The organism is Halomonas dongshanensis (genome assembly GCF_024790395.1).
Lineage (GTDB): Bacteria > Pseudomonadota > Gammaproteobacteria > Pseudomonadales > Halomonadaceae > Vreelandella > Vreelandella dongshanensis.
This window is the reverse complement of record NZ_JAJISC010000006.1, coordinates 1-16,724: the sequence shown is the minus strand read 5'-3', so window position 1 is coordinate 16,724 and position 16,724 is coordinate 1. Positions and strand designations below refer to the sequence as shown.

At 59.7% G+C, this 16,724-nt stretch carries 21 protein-coding genes; 10 read left to right on the top strand and 11 right to left on the bottom strand.

Annotated elements, in window-relative coordinates; genetic code table 11:
* The first annotated feature begins 134 nt into the window (after window positions 1-134).
* The 7 genes from fliL to fliR are packed head-to-tail and all read left to right on the top strand — an operon-like array spanning window position 135 to window position 4,513.
* Entirely contained in the window at window positions 135-605 is a 471-nt protein-coding gene (gene fliL / locus LLY24_RS13065) for a flagellar basal body-associated protein FliL (protein ID WP_259036750.1), read from the top strand.
* 19 nt (window positions 606-624) lie between these two features.
* Window positions 625-1,680, top strand: a complete 1,056-nt coding sequence (gene fliM / locus LLY24_RS13060) for a flagellar motor switch protein FliM (RefSeq protein WP_259036749.1) — start codon at window positions 625-627, stop codon at window positions 1,678-1,680.
* Window positions 1,677-2,216, top strand: coding sequence for a flagellar motor switch protein FliN (fliN, locus tag LLY24_RS13055; RefSeq protein ID WP_259036748.1), 540 nt, complete (start codon window positions 1,677-1,679; stop codon window positions 2,214-2,216). Before fliM ends, fliN begins: the two co-directional genes overlap by 4 nt.
* Window positions 2,213-2,644, top strand: coding sequence for a flagellar biosynthetic protein FliO (gene fliO / locus LLY24_RS13050; protein WP_259036747.1), 432 nt, complete (start codon window positions 2,213-2,215; stop codon window positions 2,642-2,644). The genes fliN and fliO overlap by 4 nt, the downstream gene beginning before the upstream one ends.
* 8 nt (window positions 2,645-2,652) lie before the next feature.
* The gene (fliP, locus tag LLY24_RS13045) at window positions 2,653-3,420 is read left to right on the top strand and encodes a flagellar type III secretion system pore protein FliP (RefSeq protein WP_259036746.1); all 768 of its coding nucleotides are present in this window, start codon (window positions 2,653-2,655) and stop codon (window positions 3,418-3,420) included.
* Window positions 3,421-3,445: 25 nt separating this feature from the next.
* A complete protein-coding gene (gene fliQ, locus LLY24_RS13040; protein ID WP_259036745.1) occupies window positions 3,446-3,715 on the top strand; it encodes a flagellar biosynthesis protein FliQ in 270 nt (89 codons plus the stop codon).
* A 3-nt stretch (window positions 3,716-3,718) separates the two neighbouring features.
* Window positions 3,719-4,513 carry a flagellar biosynthetic protein FliR gene (gene fliR, locus LLY24_RS13035; RefSeq protein ID WP_259036744.1) on the top strand — a complete coding sequence of 265 codons (795 nt, stop codon included), beginning with the start codon at window positions 3,719-3,721 and terminating at the stop codon, window positions 4,511-4,513.
* An 81-nt stretch (window positions 4,514-4,594) separates the two neighbouring features.
* Here the strand turns inward: fliR and flgL are convergent, their stop codons facing one another.
* The 11 genes from flgL to flgB form a co-directional block, all read right to left on the bottom strand.
* On the bottom strand, window positions 4,595-5,527 hold the full coding sequence (flgL, locus tag LLY24_RS13030) for a flagellar hook-associated protein FlgL (protein WP_259036743.1): 933 nt from the start codon (window positions 5,525-5,527) through the stop codon (window positions 4,595-4,597).
* Window positions 5,528-5,539: 12 nt separating this feature from the next.
* On the bottom strand, window positions 5,540-7,150 hold the full coding sequence (gene flgK, locus LLY24_RS13025; RefSeq protein WP_259036742.1) for a flagellar hook-associated protein FlgK: 1,611 nt from the start codon (window positions 7,148-7,150) through the stop codon (window positions 5,540-5,542).
* A 62-nt stretch (window positions 7,151-7,212) separates the two neighbouring features.
* The gene (gene flgJ, locus LLY24_RS13020) at window positions 7,213-8,223 is read right to left on the bottom strand and encodes a flagellar assembly peptidoglycan hydrolase FlgJ (protein WP_259036741.1); all 1,011 of its coding nucleotides are present in this window, start codon (window positions 8,221-8,223) and stop codon (window positions 7,213-7,215) included.
* A complete protein-coding gene (locus LLY24_RS13015) occupies window positions 8,223-9,353 on the bottom strand; it encodes a flagellar basal body P-ring protein FlgI (protein WP_259036740.1) in 1,131 nt (376 codons plus the stop codon). The genes flgJ and LLY24_RS13015 overlap by 1 nt, the downstream gene beginning before the upstream one ends.
* Before the next feature lie 37 nt (window positions 9,354-9,390).
* The gene (locus LLY24_RS13010; protein WP_259036739.1) at window positions 9,391-10,080 is read right to left on the bottom strand and encodes a flagellar basal body L-ring protein FlgH; all 690 of its coding nucleotides are present in this window, start codon (window positions 10,078-10,080) and stop codon (window positions 9,391-9,393) included.
* A 22-nt stretch (window positions 10,081-10,102) separates the two neighbouring features.
* Entirely contained in the window at window positions 10,103-10,885 is a 783-nt protein-coding gene (gene flgG, locus LLY24_RS13005) for a flagellar basal-body rod protein FlgG (RefSeq protein WP_259036738.1), read from the bottom strand.
* Between the two features lie 29 nt (window positions 10,886-10,914).
* Entirely contained in the window at window positions 10,915-11,673 is a 759-nt protein-coding gene (locus LLY24_RS13000) for a flagellar basal body rod protein FlgF (protein WP_259036737.1), read from the bottom strand.
* A 10-nt stretch (window positions 11,674-11,683) separates the two neighbouring features.
* The gene (locus LLY24_RS12995) at window positions 11,684-13,234 is read right to left on the bottom strand and encodes a flagellar hook protein FlgE (protein ID WP_259036736.1); all 1,551 of its coding nucleotides are present in this window, start codon (window positions 13,232-13,234) and stop codon (window positions 11,684-11,686) included.
* A gap of 18 nt (window positions 13,235-13,252) precedes the next feature.
* On the bottom strand, window positions 13,253-13,945 hold the full coding sequence (locus LLY24_RS12990) for a flagellar hook assembly protein FlgD (RefSeq protein ID WP_259036735.1): 693 nt from the start codon (window positions 13,943-13,945) through the stop codon (window positions 13,253-13,255).
* A gap of 3 nt (window positions 13,946-13,948) precedes the next feature.
* Window positions 13,949-14,359, bottom strand: a complete 411-nt coding sequence (gene flgC, locus LLY24_RS12985; RefSeq protein WP_259036734.1) for a flagellar basal body rod protein FlgC — start codon at window positions 14,357-14,359, stop codon at window positions 13,949-13,951.
* A 30-nt stretch (window positions 14,360-14,389) separates the two neighbouring features.
* On the bottom strand, window positions 14,390-14,818 hold the full coding sequence (flgB, locus tag LLY24_RS12980) for a flagellar basal body rod protein FlgB (RefSeq protein WP_259036733.1): 429 nt from the start codon (window positions 14,816-14,818) through the stop codon (window positions 14,390-14,392).
* Window positions 14,819-15,000: 182 nt separating this feature from the next.
* Here flgB and flgA point away from each other — a divergent pair, with 182 nt between their 5' ends.
* The 3 genes from flgA to flgN all read left to right on the top strand — a co-directional run bounded on the left by flgA (window position 15,001) and on the right by flgN (window position 16,512).
* Window positions 15,001-15,696: a flagellar basal body P-ring formation chaperone FlgA gene (gene flgA, locus LLY24_RS12975; protein ID WP_259036732.1), complete on the top strand. Its 696-nt coding sequence runs from the start codon at window positions 15,001-15,003 to the stop codon at window positions 15,694-15,696.
* A gap of 98 nt (window positions 15,697-15,794) precedes the next feature.
* Window positions 15,795-16,052: a flagellar biosynthesis anti-sigma factor FlgM gene (gene flgM, locus LLY24_RS12970; RefSeq protein WP_259036731.1), complete on the top strand. Its 258-nt coding sequence runs from the start codon at window positions 15,795-15,797 to the stop codon at window positions 16,050-16,052.
* Window positions 16,053-16,062: 10 nt separating this feature from the next.
* Window positions 16,063-16,512 carry a flagellar protein FlgN gene (gene flgN / locus LLY24_RS12965; RefSeq protein ID WP_259036730.1) on the top strand — a complete coding sequence of 150 codons (450 nt, stop codon included), beginning with the start codon at window positions 16,063-16,065 and terminating at the stop codon, window positions 16,510-16,512.
* Window positions 16,513-16,724 lie beyond the last annotated feature (212 nt).

Below are 16,724 nucleotides of genomic sequence, written 5' to 3'. Positions count from 1 at the left end.
GACCCTAGGACTGAAGACTTAGGGCTTAAACCAAAAGATAGCCGCGCCAAGCGAGCCTGTTCCTTTCACCGCCAAGGGCGGCGTTGGGCATAATGGGCGGGCGCGACGCGCACATGGGATAACGGGAAGCTTACATGGCTGAATCAAGCGGCGGTTCCAAGAAACTGCTATGGGTAATGATCATACTGGTGCTGCTCTCATCGATTGGAGCGGCAGCGGCCATCTATATGGTGCTCGACCAGCGTGGAGGCGACGAGAGCAAGAGCGAACCCGTGGCGCAGCGCGAAACGCCGCTGTTCTTGCGCATCGACCCTTTCACCGTCAATCTGGCCGATGATCGCTTGGGTTCGCGCCTGCTCTACACGGGAATGACCCTGCGTGTGGGCAACGACGAAACCACTCAGATCCTCACCGAGCACATGCCTCAGGTGCGCAGTCGCCTGCTCATTTTGCTCTCCAGCAAGCAGGCTAGCGACTTGACCACGGTCGAGGGCAAAGAGCAGCTTGGGCGCGACATCATCGACCGCTTGTCGGTACCCTTGACCGAGAACCAGCCCCCGCTCGATCTGCGCGAAGTGCTGTTCACCGAATTCATCGTGCAATAACCGCGGGACGGAGCCGTTCATGTCACAGGACGATCTACTCTCCCAGGAAGAGATCGATGCGCTGCTCAAGGGCGTCAGCGGCGACGACGAGCCGAGCAGCACGCCGTCGGCGTCGACCGACGAGGGGCGCATCAAGCCCTACGATCCCTCGACCCAGCATCGTGTCATTCGCGAGCGTTTGCACGCGCTGGACTTCATCAACGAGCGCTTTGCGCGCTATTTCCGCAACGGCCTGTTCAACCTGATCCGGCGCAGCGCGGATATCACCGTGGAGTCGGTACGTTACCAGAGCTTCAGCGACTTCTCGCGCAACGTGCCGGTGCCTACCAACCTCAATCTGGTGGCGATGAAACCACTGCGCGGCTCGGCCCTGGTGGTCTTTCCACCTAATTTGGTGTTCATGGTGGTGGACAACCTGTTCGGCGGCGACGGCCGCTTTCTCACCAAATCGGACGGTCGCGAGTTCACCAATACCGAGCAGCGCATCATCCAGCGCGTGCTGAATTTGGCAATCGACGCCTATCAGGAAGCCTGGAAAGTCGTGCACCCCTTGGAGATCAGTTTTCTACGCTCGGAGGTGCAGTCGAAGTTCGCCAACATCACCAACTCGCCCAACGAGATCGTGGTCAACACCAAGTTCAATCTCGAAGTCGGCAACCTGATGAGCCACTTCCAGATCTGCATGCCCTACGCAATGATCGAGCCGCTGCGCGATCTGCTGACCAACCCGATCAACGACAGCCACCACGATCAGGACGGCAGCTGGTCGCGGCGCATGGCCTCGGAGCTGCGCCAGTCGGAGGTGGAGCTGGTGGCCGAGTTCGCCCAGATTCCCAGCCGCATCGCGCAGGTCATGGGGCTCAAGCAGGGCGACGTACTGCCGCTCGAGATCCCCGACACGCTGACCGCCAGCGTCGACGGCGTCCCGGTCATGGAGTGCGAATACGGTAGCCAGCGTCAGCAACGCGCGCTGCGCGTACTGCGCATGCTCGACCACGCCGCCATGAACAATGTCACGACGAACGACTTCATCAAAGCGTCCACGCGCCAGAAAGCCAAGGAATCCAACCCATGACGGACCCGAAAAAGCCTGATCAGGGCATCTCAGAAGACGATTGGGCAGCGGCCATGTCGGAGCAGGATACGCTTGCAGGGAGTACGGGAGCAGAGAGTACGGCAGCCGAGAGCGCGGCCGACGAAGATCCGTGGGCTGCCGCCATGGCCGAACAGGAGGCCGCCGAAGAGAGCGCATCGGACGAGCCCGCCGCGAGCGCGCAAGCACCCACTCCACGCCCGGCCAGTGACGACGTTTTCCGTCCGCTGAGTGCCAGCGTGGACGCAGGTCAAACGCGCGATCTCGAGATGATCATGGACATCCCGGTCAAGCTCACCGTCGAGCTTGGACGCACCCGGCTGACCATCAAGCAGCTGCTCGAACTGGCCCAGGGGTCGGTCATCGAACTCGAGGGCTTGGCCGGGGAGCCGATGGACATTCTGATCAACGGCTACCTGATCGCTCAAGGCGAGGTGGTGGTGATCGAAGACAAGTACGGCATCCGCGTGACCGAGATCATCACTCCCTCTGAGCGCATCCACAAGCTCAACCGATGAGCACGCAGGCGACGACTTCCTCGGCGCTCGACGGCGGCGTCGATGCCATGGCGGGGCTGGCACTGTTCGGCAAGACGGCGGCAGCTTTAATCGTCGTCATCGTGCTGATATTGCTCGCCACGGCGCTACTCAAACGCTGGCAGACTCAGCGCCATCCTCACGGCATGCCGCTCAAGGTAGTGGCCACCACCGCCGTGGGCAGCCGCGAGCGGGTGGTGATCGTCGAGGTGGACGCGACCTGGCTGGTGCTCGGCGTGGGCGGCGGCACGGTGACTAAGCTGCACGAGCTGCCTGCAGCAAGCGTGGAGCCTGTATCTACGCCCGCCTCGCCCTTTGCCCAGCGTATGGCACACGCCCTTCGGCGCCAGCGCGGTAAACGCGCCGCGCCTTCTTCCGATAACGCCGTCGACGACGACCCAACCCCATGAGAGGCGGCATGTCCTGCCCGAAGAGACGCCCTTTACTCGCGGTTATTCTCGCCGCTGGCCTAGCGCTGGCGCTTCTCGCCGTCCCGGCCTATGCCCAACAGCTGCCCGGTGTGGTTTCCCAACCCCTCGAAGGCGGTGGTCAGCAGTGGTCACTATCGCTACAGACCCTCCTCTTTCTCAGCTCGCTGGCCTTCTTGCCTGCGATGCTTTTGATGATGACCAGCTTCACGCGCATCATCATCGTGCTCAGCCTACTGCGTACGGCCATGGGCACTCAGGCAACACCGCCGAATCAGGTGCTGCTCGGCGTGGCGCTGTTTCTGACGTTTTTCATCATGTCGCCGGTGCTCAACCAGGTCTACGACACCGCCTGGGTGCCGCTGAGCAACGAAAGTATCGACTTCGAGCAATTTTTGACCCTGGCCCAGGAACCCTTTCGCGAGTTCATGCTGGCCCAGACTCGCGAGCCGGACCTTGCCCTGTTCGTACGGCTAGCCGATGTTGGCCCTCTCCAGGGGCCGGAGGAGCTACCCATGCGCGTACTGCTTCCCGCCTTCGTGACCAGCGAGTTGAAGACTGCCTTTCAGATCGGTTTCACCATCTTCATTCCGTTTCTGATCATCGATCTGGTAGTGGCCAGCACGCTGATGTCGCTGGGCATGATGATGGTACCGCCGGTCACCATATCCCTGCCTTTCAAGCTGATGCTCTTCGTGCTGGTCGACGGCTGGCAGTTGATCGTCGGCTCGTTGGCGCAAAGCTTCTATTTGACTTGACGTTTATTTGATCCGAGGAGCGGACATGACCCCGGAAATCGTGATGGACATGGCCTATCAGGGAATGCGGGTCACGCTGTTTCTCGCCGCGCCGATCCTGCTCGTTGCCCTGTTCACCGGCCTGCTGGTGAGCCTGTTTCAAGCAGCGACCCAGATCAATGAGATGACGCTGACCTTCATTCCCAAGATCCTTGCCGTCTTTGCCGTGCTGGTACTCGCCGGGCCCTGGCTGATCGGCCTGATCGTCGACTTCACCGAGCGGCTTTTCAGTAACATCCCTGCCATGGTGATGTAGCTCGTGGTTGAGGTCAGCTTCGACCAGCTTCAAGGGTGGATCGTCGCCTTTCTCTGGCCCTTTGCCCGCATTACCGCCTTCATGGCGGTCTCACCGCTATGGGGCCACTCGAGCGTTCCCAATCAAGCCAAAGTAGGCCTGGCCGCGCTTGTGACCCTGGTGGTGGCGCCGCTTTTGCCGCCGCTACCGGACGTACCGGTGGTCTCCTGGGCAGGCATCGGCATCCTCGTCGAGCAGATCGTCGTTGGCCTTGCCATCGGTTTCGTTATGCACCTGGTCTACGCTGCGGTGCAGGCCGCGGGCGAGTTCATCGGCCTGCAGATGGGGCTCGGCTTTGCTAGCTTCTTCGACGCCGCCAGTGGCACCAACATCATGGTGCTGTCGCGCATCCTCTATATGATCACGCTGTTGATGTTTCTTGCCTTCAACGGCCATCTGATGGTGCTGGAGGTGCTGGTGATGAGCTTTCAAACGCTGCCCATTGGCCTTGGCGGCTTCAACCCCAACGCCTTCGAGATGATCGCCCGCTACGCTGGCACCGTCTTCGCCTCGGGGATGCTGCTGGCACTGCCGGTGGTGGGGGCGCTGCTGATCATCAACCTGGGACTCGGTATCCTCAACCGCTCGGCGCCGCAGCTGACGGTCTTCAACATCGGCTTCCCGACCTCGCTCACCGTGGGCTTGGTGCTGATGATGGTGCTAATGACCGACCTGGGACGCTTTCTGCAAAGCCTGTTCAGCCAGGGCGTGAACTTCATGCAGGGACTGATCGAGCTGATGGCGCCACTAGGAGGATAACCCGGTAGGTAAAACGACGCCGCCCGCCGCAATGAAGGACCATTGGCGGCGGGCGGCGTTGAGAGCGGCTCGTGGATTTACTTAGAGATATTCGAACAGCGACATACGGTTAACGTTGGCAAAGGTCTGCTGCGAGGCCTGAAACCCCATCTGGCGCTGCATATATTCGGAGATCGCCTCGGCGTAATCCAGGTCGACCAGATCCGATAGCGTCTGCTCGTAGTTGAGCATGCGGTTATCGCCTACCGCATCGATCACGTCCAACTCGTTCAAGCGCGCCCCGGCGCTTGCCCGTACCGTCAAAACGTTGTCCAAAACGCTGTCGAATTTGCGCATGGAGGCGTTGAGGGTATCGCGTAAATCGGCTTTCTCGGCATCGCTGGTCGCAGGCGTATCCAGCACGCGCAGCGCTTCTTCGATCGTGGCGAAGAGATCGTCGTCCCCTTCCGTATTCCCCGGCATCTGGCGAAAGACGTCTTGGCCGGTGAAGGTGACTGGCATCAAGCGCTCGGCATCGACGCGCTGCTCGCGGCTTTCGCTGCTGCCGACGTAGATGGCTTTGTCGCCATTCACTTCGAAGGGCGGCGCATCGTCCTTATAGCCGCCAAAGAGGTAGCGGCCGTTGCCGTCGGTGGCGTTGGCTTGGCCCAGCAGGGTTTCGTACACCCCGCGCAGCTCGCTGCCAATGGACTGACGGTCGGCATCGCTCAGCGTATCGCTGGCGGCTTGGATCGTCAGCGTTTTGGCCTTGGTGATGGCGTCGCTCACGCTATTGAGAATGCTCTCGCTTTGCGAGAGGGCGTTGCGCGCCGAGATGCGCGAATCCTGGTACTGCTCGACCATCGCCTTGGACTGATCGACTCGCACGGCACGGGCGGCGGCCTGGGGGTCGTCCGACGGGTTGACCACCCGGCGCCCGCTCGCCAACTGCTGGCTGACCTTGAGAAATTCGCTCTGCTGGCGGTTCATCGACGCCGTGCCCTGCTCGAACATGGTGATCGTGCTAATACGCATTGCGTAAACTCCTTAGCTGCGCAGGTTCAGGATGACGTCGAGCAGCGAGCCCGCCGTATCGATGACGCGGGCGTTGGCCTGATAGTACTGCTGGTAGCGAATCAGGTTGGCCGCCTCCTCGTCGAGACTCACCCCCGACTCCGACTGCTGTACCGCGCGCAGCTGGTCGGTAAGGCCTTGGCGCGCTTCTAAGTTGACCTGAGTGATATTGGTACGATTACCTACATCACTGACCATCGACGCATAAGCACCGCTGAACGAGGCACTACCGCCGACCAGGGGTTGGGTTTGCAACTTCTGCAGCGCCAGGGCATTACGGTTATCGCCCGAAGCGCCTTCGGTGCCAGCCGCCATTTTGTCCAGATCGCGGAAAGCGGTGTCCATGCCATTTGCCGCGCGGCGCACTGGCTGCACGTCGAAGCTGTCGCCCTCTACGGGCGTTTGGCTAAAGCGCATGTTGATTCCCCCAAAGCTGAGGGTGCCGTCACTCCAGTCCGCATCGACGCGTTGCCCGGAGTCCTTACGCACGACGCTCGGCTCACCGCTCTCGAAAGAGACGGTGTAGTCGGTGGCGCGCAGCTCGTCGATACGGTCGGTATCGAAATCGATCTCGGTGACGTTCGCTGTGTTGCTTGCACCGCTATAGACCTGGGGCGCACGCAGAGTGAAGAAATCTTCACCCGCTTCTCCATCGAGATCGACACCTTGGCGATGCTGTGCATTGAAGGCCACGGCGAACGAGACCGCCAACTGACCAATCTGGTTCTGGGTCTTGTCCAGAGTTTCTGAGCGAAAGGCCATCAGCCCGCCTAGCGACCCACCGCGGATCACGTCTTCGTCGAGCTGAACCAGATTGCCTCCACCGTCACGGTAGCCAATCACCGTGCGCTGGGGGTCGTAGTCGGCCTGAACGGCTTCGAGCGAGAAGGCGTTGGTGCCGGTGACCAGGGGCTGGCCGTTGGGCAAGCTCAGGTTATAGGTCTTGCCATCCTGGATGTTCAGGCGCATGTCCATGCGCTCGTTGAGCTCGGACACCAACTGATCGCGCTGGTTGAGCATGCTGTTGGGCGCGTCACCGGTGCGCGCGCGCGCCAGCGAGATCTCTTTGTTCAGCCCGGCAATCTGCTCCAGCGTGTTGTTGATCTGGGTGACTTCGTCCTTGAGCTGGCTATTGAGGTTGTCCTGCATGTCCTGCAAGTAGCCATCGAAGGAGCGAAACTGCGCGGTGAGCGTATCGGCCGCTCCCAAAACGCCCTGACGCGCTGCCGGATCGGCAGGGGCGCTGGCCAGATCTTCGAGCGACGAGAAGAAGCCCTGAATGAGAGGCGCTAGCCCCGCTTCGCGATCAGCGAGCAGGTTGTCGATCTGGCCGACTTGCCCGGCGTAGGTCTCCAGCGCGCTGGACTGCGTTTTGGCGCTGTTGAGCTGGCGAGCGACGTACTCGTTGAACTGCCGCTCGATGGCGTTGACCTGAACGCCCTTGCTGCCGAAGCTGCCTTCGCCCAGCTGCGTGAGCTCGCGGTTATAGCCCGGCGTATAGAGATTGCTAATGTTGTTACTGGTGGTGTTGAGCGCGTTCTGCGCCGCATTCAGCCCACTCAGGCCAATCGAAAACATGCTCATGGTTCACTTCCTCAAGCCGATACCTGTGCTATCGGCCGTGGGCGAAAAAACTTGAGGTTCACTCAGTGCGCGCTAGCAAGCCAGGTGGGCGAGTCGATCCCCATCGTCTGCATCACTGCCACGAGCTTTTCGGCGTAGCGCGGGTCGGTGGCGTAGCCCGCCTGCTGCAAGGCGTGCGCCGCTTGCGCCGCGCTAGACGCAGTGACGACCTTGGCGTAGCGCGGATTGTTACCGATCAGCCCGGCGTAGTCGGTAAAGGCATGGGCATAGGAGTCGTAGGCGCGGAAGGTATCCACCATCTGGGTGCGCCGTCCATTGACGTATTCGTGGGTGACGACGTCAGTCGTCGCTCCGCGCCACTGGCTACCCGCCTTGATACCGAAGAGGTTGTAGCTATTGGCGCCGTCTTGACGGGCGATTTCGTGACGCCCCCAGCCGGTTTCGAGCGCCGCCTGGGCAAGAATCAGCTCGGCCGGCACACCGGTGGCCTGGCTAGCCGCCCGGGCCGGTTCGGCCAGCGCGGTGAGGAACTGACGTACATGATCGGGCGCGTTCTCCCACCCGGCAGGCACGGTTTCCTGCGCCGTAGGCGCTTGGGCCGTGCGTGCACGTACGGCATCGAGCTCGTCGATAAAGCGGCCGTGCGGCTCCTCATTACCCGGCGCGCCGCCCGCCAAGGGACTATCGAGCACGCGCGGCACGCCGCGTGGAATGCCAGCGATGAGCTGCTGCAAGTCAGGATCGGCAACGCCACTGGCGCTCCCTATGGCGCCCTGGCGCTTGAGCTGCTCGACCAGGGCATCGGCCAGGCCGATGCCTTTGGCTGCCATTACCTGAGACCACTGCTGATCGAGCATCGACTGATAGAAGTCGGTATCCCGGCTCTGCAATAGCCCTGAGGTCGGCACGGCCTCGCGCATGCTCTTGACCATCATCTGGATGAATAGCGCCTCGAACTGCTGAGCGGCGCTTTGCACGCCCGCTTCGGGATCGACGCGAGCGGTGTGCTGTAGCCGTTGGAAGCCCTGCATGTCGAGCGCGAACTGCCCACTCATGTCGTTACCGATGCTCATCAGATCACCTCGAGCTCGGCGCGTAGCGAGCCTGCGGCCTTGAGCGCTTCGAGGATCGACATCAGATCCTGGGGCGTCGCGCCAAGGGCATTGAGCGCGTTGACCACGTCGGTGAGCTGCGCACCTTCGACGATTTGCAGATACGCTTCCTGCTGCTCGATATTGATGTCGGCATCGGGCACCACGACCGTCTGCCCCTGCCCGAAAGGGGCGGGCTGGCTGACGCCGAAGCGCGAATCGATCATGATCGATAGATTGCCGTGTGCCACCGCCGCCTGACGCAGCGTTACGGCGCTATTCATCACCACCGACCCCGTGCGCGAGTTGAACACCACCCGCGCTGGCGCCTCCATGGGGGTGATTTGAACGTTCTCGACCCGCGCCATGAAGCTTACGCGCGCGTTATCATCGAGCGGCCCGTCCAGGGCAATGACGCCGCCGTTGCGCGCATAGGCCACGCTGCGGCCGAACTCGCCGTTGATCGCCGTGACCATGCGCTGAGCGGTACCGAAATCGGCTTCGTTGAGTTGAAGCTCGAGCATTCCGCCATTGGCGCCCAAGTTGAGCGGCACTTCACGCTCGACCAAGGCGCCGCCGGGAATACGCCCGGCCGCCTGCTGATTGATCTGTACGCTGCTGCCGCCCGCCTGCGCGCCTGCGCCACCCACCAGCATATTGCCTTGGGCAAGCGCGTAGGTATCCCCATCGGCGCCCTTGAGCGGGGTCATCAATAGCGTACCTCCGCGCAGACTGCGGGCGTTACCAATCGACGACACGACGATATCCAGGCGCTGGCCAGGGCGGGAGAACGGCGGAAGATCGGCGGTGACCATGACCGCGGCCACGTTACGCAGCTGCAAGTTGGTGCCCGCCGGAATGTTGACACCAAGCTGCGAGAGCATGTTGGTCAGACTTTGGCTGGTGAACGGTGCCTGAGTCGTTTGGTCGCCGGTGTTGTCGAGGCCGACGACCAAGCCGTAGCCCACCAGCTGGTTGTCGCGTACGCCAGCGAAGCTAGCGATCTCGCGAATTCGCTCGGCCTGGGCCGGGAGGGCGATGACGACGAGCGCGACCGCAGCGAGTCTTGCCAGTCCAGCCGTCGACGGCCGACACCGCCTGACGATACGCATTACTCTGTTCACTCTTGCCTCGCGTCTTAAGGGGCGTCTAGAAGGGAGAGACGTTCAAGAAGAAACGCTGTAGCCAGCCCATGTGCTGCGCTTCGTTGATATAGCCATCACCGACGTACTCGATGCGAGCATCCGCCACCTGAGTAGAGGGTACGGTGTTCTGAGCGGTGATGGTGCGCGGGTTGACCACCCCGGAAAAGCGGATGAACTCGGTCCCCTGGTTAATCGCGATCTGCTTTTCGCCACGCACGCGCAGACTGCCGTTGTTCATCACCTCCAGTACCGAGACCGTAATGGTGCCAGTAAAGGAGTTATTGGCCTGGGCCCCGCCGCCACCGGCAAAGACGTTCTCGGCGCTGACGTCGAAGCCGTAATCCACCAGAAAGTCGATGACGTCTGGAATCTGGGCGATATCGAGACTCGAGGAGCCGTTGCGGTTGGCATTGGATTGCGCGTTCTTGCTCGCGCTGACCTGCTCGTTCAGCACGATGGTCAGAATGTCGCCAATGGCCCGTGGTCGACGATCCTCGAACAGCGGCTGATAGCCGCGACGCGTTTGATAGATGGCGCCGTTGGGCACCGGCGGCGGGCGATCGACGATGCTGATCTGCTCCTGCTCGCCGACCACCGAGGCGCGGGGTATCTGGGCACAGCCTGCCGCCACCAGCATGACCAGCAACAGCGCAATGACGCCGAGCCGACGCCCAAGGCAATACAAATCCCGCATGCTCACTCGCTCTCCTGCTCGCTTATAGCTGGCTCAACCGCGCCAGCATCTCGTCGCTGGTGGAGACCGCCCGACTATTGATCTCGTAGGCCCGCTGGGTCTGGATCATGCTGACCATCTCCTCGACCACGTTGACGTTGGAGGTCTCGACGTAGCCCTGGAACAACCGACCAGCGCCGTTCATGCCCGGCATGTTGAGGTTAGGCGCGCCAGAAGAGGCGGTTTCGAGATAGAGGTTGCCACCAACGCTCTCTAAGCCAGCCGGATTGATGAACGTGCTCACCGATATCTGACCGACTTCGTTGTCGATGGCAACGCCAGGCTGACGCACGCTGACGGTACCGTCTTCACCCACGGTGACCGATAGCGCATTGGGCGGCAAAAAGATCGCGGGCTCGAGCGGATAACCGTTGGCCGTGACCATCTGGCCGTTTTCATTGAGCTGGAAACTGCCGTCACGGGTATATCCGGTCGTACCATCGGGCAGTAGCACCTGAAAAAAACCCTCGCCGTTGATCGCCAGATCGCGGGAGTTTTCGGTCTGCTCCAGGCCACCCTGAGTATGCAGTCGCTCGGTGGCCACGGCGCGTACACCGGTACCCACCTGCATGCCCGACGGCAGGCGATCCTGAATGTTGTTCTGAGCACCGGGCTGGCGCATGTTTTGATACAGCAGGTCTTCGAAGACCGGGCGCGAGCGCTTGAAGCCATTGGTACTGACGTTCGCCAAGTTGTTGGAGATGACGTCCAGCTTGGTCTGCTGCGCTTCGAGACCCGTTTTGGCGGTCCATAGCGATGTAATCATGAGGATGTTCCCTTGCCTTGGGGCGGTAATCAGCCCTGAACGGATAAGATGTTGTTGGCCCGCTGGGCGTTTTCGTCTGCGCTTGAGAGCAGCTTCATCTGCATGTCGTAGCGTCGGGCGATGTCGATCATTCCGACCATCGTCTCGACGGCGCTGACGTTGCTGCCCTCGAGCGCGCCGCTCACCAACCGCGCATTTTCGTCACCCTCGAGCATGCCCGGCTCGCCATCGGCATTGGGTGGCGCACGAAACAGGCCGTCATCGCCGCGCACTAGCTCGCCTAGCGCGGGCGTCACCAGCTTGATGCGCCCGACATCGACCAGCGCTTCGGGACCTACGCCTTCGGGGATCGCACTCAGGGTACCGTCGGCGCCAATGAAGAGTTCGGCGCCCTGGGGAATGGCGATGGGGCCACCGTCGCCCATGACCGGGCGACCCAGGCTCATCAAGACGCCGTCGCTGTCGAGCTCGAGATCACCGCGGCGGGTATAGGCCTCGCTGCCGTCGTCACCCAAGACCGCCATCCAAGCATCGCCCTGCATGGCCACGTCCAGTGTGCGTCCGGTGCGCTCGATGGGCCCCTGGGTGAAATCCGAGCCCGGAGTGGTCGTGACCGCCGACATCCGGGTGGCCAGCAGCGCCTCGCCTTGCACGGGCACGGCGCGCGCCGCCTGCAGCTGGGCGCGAAAGCCCGCGGTCGAGACGTTGGCGAGGTTGTTGCTCACCACGGACTGCTGATCCATGGTGTGCTTGGCGCCGCTCATGGCGGTATAGAGCATGCGATCCATCGGCTACTCCCTACAGATTGATGATCGTCTGCAGGAGTTCGTCCTGAGTGCTGATGGTATTGGAGTTGGCCTGATAGGCCCGTTGCGCCACGATCATATCTACAAGCTCTTTAGCCAAATCCACATTGGAGGCTTCGACGGCACCGGCTTGAATTTGACCGTACTGGCCAGTTCCTGCAACGCCTAGATTCGCCAGGCCGGAAGTGCTAGTAGCCGCCCAAAGGTTGTTACCCAGGGGCTCAAGACCCTCTTCATTTCGGAAGCTAGCCAGCGAGATCTGACCAGCTGGTCGAGACTGGTCGTTAGTGAAGTTACGCATCACCACGCCTTCATTGGTAACGGAAATGCCAGCCAGCGCCCCTGAGGTATAACCGTTCTGGGTTAGCTCATTTTGCTGAGAAGCGTTAGCAAACTGCGAGCTTCCCGCAAAATCAAATGCATAAGTGAATGGGTTATTAGCACCCTGAACACCAGGAATGGTAATATTTATTTCGCTACCACTAAAAACGTCAGATCCATTCGTAACATATTCATTAATTCGAGCTGTAGTGGCTGTTACACGACCTCCTGAGTCGACATCAAATATATTAGAATTACGCACAAAAGGGCTAGCCGCATTAGGTCTAGTATAAGTAAAAGCGTCTGAAACCTGAGTAACACCTAAAACTGCAGAGTTTGCCAGCGCATCAAACGAAGTATTAGGCTCAGCTGCTACACCTGCAGCAATAACATCTGCCTTAGTTAAAAGCTGACCATTTTGATTAAAGTTAAGCAAAAATACTTGAGGCGTATCGTCCCCAGTAGGATCAAATGCCCCACCGCCTGAACCTTGCAACTGACCATCAACAGCTACTGTAGCAAGCCAAGTATTATCCGCTACTTTTTCAAAATAGGTAGTGACTTCACGCGCGTTGCCTAACGAATCGTAGGTCGTATAGTTGTTGCTAAAATGATAGTTAAGGTTTAAATCGGCTTGACTACCACCTGCTGCACCGACACGAAACCGATTAGTCACTAAGCCTTCGCCCGGCACCGCTTCAGAATTAAAGTTATAAACGCCAGCAACCTCGGACGTTTGCTTGGCAGGCAGGTCATCGGATGGGACTCTAAGGGCTTGGGGAGCACCACCCACGAGAACATCGGTGAAAGGGAATGGAAGCGCTCGGCCTTCACGCACTTCATTTTGATCAACATTGGTATCTAGCCCATACCCCGTCAACCGATCGCCCTGAGCGTTAACTATATAACCATCTGAAGTTAAACTAAATTCACCACTACGGGAGTAACCCACTTCTCCTGATGCCTGCTCCAAGCGATAGAACCCACCGCCGGCAATTGCCAAGTCTAGGTTGCGGTTAGTTCTCTCAATACTGCCTTGAGAAAAATCCTGGCGTGTATCGGAAACACTAACTCCAATGCCGCGCGAAGCGGCAAATACATCAGCGAAGCGTACGCTAGAACTCTTGTACCCCACCGTTTGAGAGTTAGCGATGTTATTGCCTGCAGCATTCAATTTTTCCGACTGCGCATTGATGCCTGAAATAGCCGTTGTAAATGACATGATGACCTCTAAGTGATCTCAAAGAATTTGTTTTACTTGGTCAAGAGTGACCTGGCCATAAATGGCACCAAGGTCCAAGCGAACGTCATTATTGCCGTTGCCGGGCGAAACACCTTGAACCAAGGCATAGTTAAGCGTCTGAGCCTCAATTGGCTCACCTGCACTATTCATCGCGCTGAAGCGCACCGTATAAGCACCTTCTGGCGCTACGGCTCCCTCATTCGTCAAGCCATCCCAGCTAAAAGACTCCACTCCGGCCGCGACCGCACCTACTCTGTTGGTGTAAACCACTTCACCGGACTTGCTGAGCACCGAGATTTCGACCTGGCTGGCCGGTGAGGCCAATTCGATCCCAAAAGGCGTCGCGTAAGCGTTATTTTCATCGTCAACGCTCACCATCACGTTACTTCCTGGTACCAGAACAGCTTTATCAATTAGGCCAGCGGCTTGTAGCGCCTGAGCGGCGTCCATCTGTTGGGTAATACCATTGAGCGTATCGTTGAGTTGCTCGATGCCACTAACGGTATTTATCTGTGCCAACTGGGATGTCATCTCCGCATTCTCCATAGGATTGAGCGGGTCCTGATTCTGTAGCTGGGTAATCAGCAGGGTCATGAAGCTGTCGCGCATCTCTTGCGACTGGCTTGGCGACAGGTTGGGCGTTTTTCCGCCACCGTTGATACTGTTGATCACGCTGTTATCAATGTTCATCGCTTACCCCTCGCCCAGAGAGAGTGTCTGGATCATCATCTGCTTGGTGGTATTGAAGATTTCCACGTTGGCCTGATAAGAGCGCGAGGCCGAGATCATATTGACCATCTCGTGTACTGGCTCGACGTTGGGCTTGGCCACATAGCCGTTCTCGTCGGCGGCTGGATGTCCAGGACGGTACTCAAGGCGTAGGGGAGATTCATCTTCCACTACTTCGGTGACACGCACGCCGCCTATGCCGTAGCGGTTGTTCTGCAGCTGAGCTTCGAACATCACTTGCTTGGCACGGTACGTTTCACCATCGGGCCCGGCAATGCTGTCGGCATTGGCCAGGTTGCTGGCGGTGACGTTCATACGCTGGGACTGTGCGCTCATGGCTGAACCGGCGATATCGAAAGCGGAAAACATCGACATATCTTTGCTCCTCTACGGGTTAACGCCGGATCACTCCGGTTGCATGGCGTTCTTCAAGCCCTGAATACGACGATTCAGAATGGTCAGCGCGGCTTGGTAACGCACGGCATTATCGGCGAACTGCGTGCGCTCGCGATCCATGTCTACGGTGTTACCGTCTAGGCTCGGCTGGTCGGGGATACGGTAGAGTAGCTGGGCCGAGCCGCCACGCCACGCAGGGCCTTCACCGGCAATGTGGCGGCTTGAGGTGCGCGCCAAATCGAGTCCACCCTGATGAGCTGCGTGCTGGGCACCACTAGCAGTGGCACGTTTGAGCTCACTGGCGAAGTCGATGTCGCGCGCCTTGTAGTTGGGTGTATCGGCATTGGCGATATTAGCGGCCAGCACCTCGTGGCGCGCCTGACGCAGGCTCAGCGCCTGCTGGTGGTAGTCGAAGGCCGATCCTAGCTGATCAATCATCCCGCACCCTTGCCCGACGAAAGGCGTCAAAAGTGGTATTTATCGATGGTGAAGAATACGTTCGGGAGTGTCAGCCCAAAGCCAGGAACAGCCTGCGTTTCCGGCAGCAATTCGCCTGTTATGGGCCAGCGCCTTTCGCTACACTGCGTGCTCGCACTTTTTTCTAATCGGCGAGGCTTGTCATGCCGTTTCTCTTTGCCTCTCGGCGCGCACAGCGCTGCCTTCTGGCGTTTACCTGCTGGGGTATCGCGGTACCCAGCATCGCCGACGACGTGTTGATGAGCCGAGTGCATCAATTTCTCTTCGACGCCACCCAGGCGCTTGGCGAAGAGGTGGCGATCAACGTACGCCCGCCCTCACCGCATCTACCGGCCTGTATCGACCCGACACCTTTCTTTCCCAATGCCAATCAGCCGCCACTTGGGCGCGTATCCGTTGGCGTGCGCTGCGGTGCCGATCAGCGTCAGATTCGCTATCTTCAGGCGCACGTCGAGGTAGTTGGCCGCTATGTCGTGGCCAGTCGCGATATCGAGCGCGGCACCTTGATCACCCGCGACATGCTCATCGAGCAGCAGGGCAACCTCAGCGCACTCTCGAGCCAGACGCTGGTTCACGCTGAAGACGTGATTGGCAAGGTGGCCCAGCGCAGTCTGCGCAGCGGTGCGCCCTTTCTCGATTACGCCGTGCAGTCACCGGCACTGGTTGCGCGCGGCCAGCGCGTCACCGTGCTGGCCGAAGGCCCGGCGTTTCGCGTATCGCGTGAAGGCGAGGCGCTCGATAGCGGCGCGTTAGGGGAACAGGTACGGGTTCGTTTTGGTCAACGTGAGATCGTGACCGCGCGTGTCGTCGAATCCGCCACTCTGGTGGTGGATTTTTAAACACTTGGCTAAAGTTTCTGTCAGTGCGGTCGATAGTTCTCAACATAGTCGACAACATCGCCGAGCCGTCGCATTGACGCTGACCATGAGGCACCTACGTGAAGATCGATAACGTCAATCCATTCCTGCGCTCGACGCCGACCTCGTCGCGCGACGAGGCACCCAAAGCAGGCAAGCCGTCTGAAGTCGAGTCGTCGACAGCATCGACAACTCGCCTAAGTCAGCTATCCAGCGACGACTCCCAAGACATCGACACTGCTCGCGTGCAGGAGATTCGCGATGCCATTCGCGAAGGGCGCCTGGAAATTCGCGTCGAGCGTATTGCCGATGGCCTGATCAAAAGCCTGAAAGAGTGATATCGCTGATATGAGTCTTGATCGCCTACTGCACGCCCAGGTCGAACGCCTGACCGCGCTGACTCAGTTGCTCGAACAGGAGCAGCAGCAGCTGACCCAGGGCAGCGTGGATGGCGAGGCCCTCACACAGCTCGCCCAGCAGAAACAGGCACTGCTCGACGATATCGAACGCGCCGAACGATTGCGGCGCGACGTGCAAAAGCGCCTGGGCTACGTCGATGGCTTAGAGGGCGCACGCCAAGCCGCAGACGACGCCGGCTGTGCCTCCAGCTGGACAGCGCTGCTAAGCAAAAGTGAGCAGACGGCGCGCCTGAATGCACTTACCGGCGAGATGCTAACGCTGCGCATGACGCACAATCAGAACATGCTCGACTACATCCGCCAGATCGCCGAGAAGACCCTCTACAAGCCAGATGGCCGCAACAGCGCGCAATCGGGGCGTTTGAATACATCCGCCTAGATGCTTCTACTGCATCACCCAAAAAACCGGCCTCGGCCGGTTTTTTCATATCCTGTTTGCTTCGCGTATTTCTCTTCGTGCTTTTATTCCGCCCACAGCAAAAACCCCGAGCACAGAGTACTCGGGGTTTTCTAATAAGTGCCTGACGATGACCTACTCTCGCATGGGGAGGCCCCACACTACCATCGGCGCTGAGCGGTTTCACTACTGAG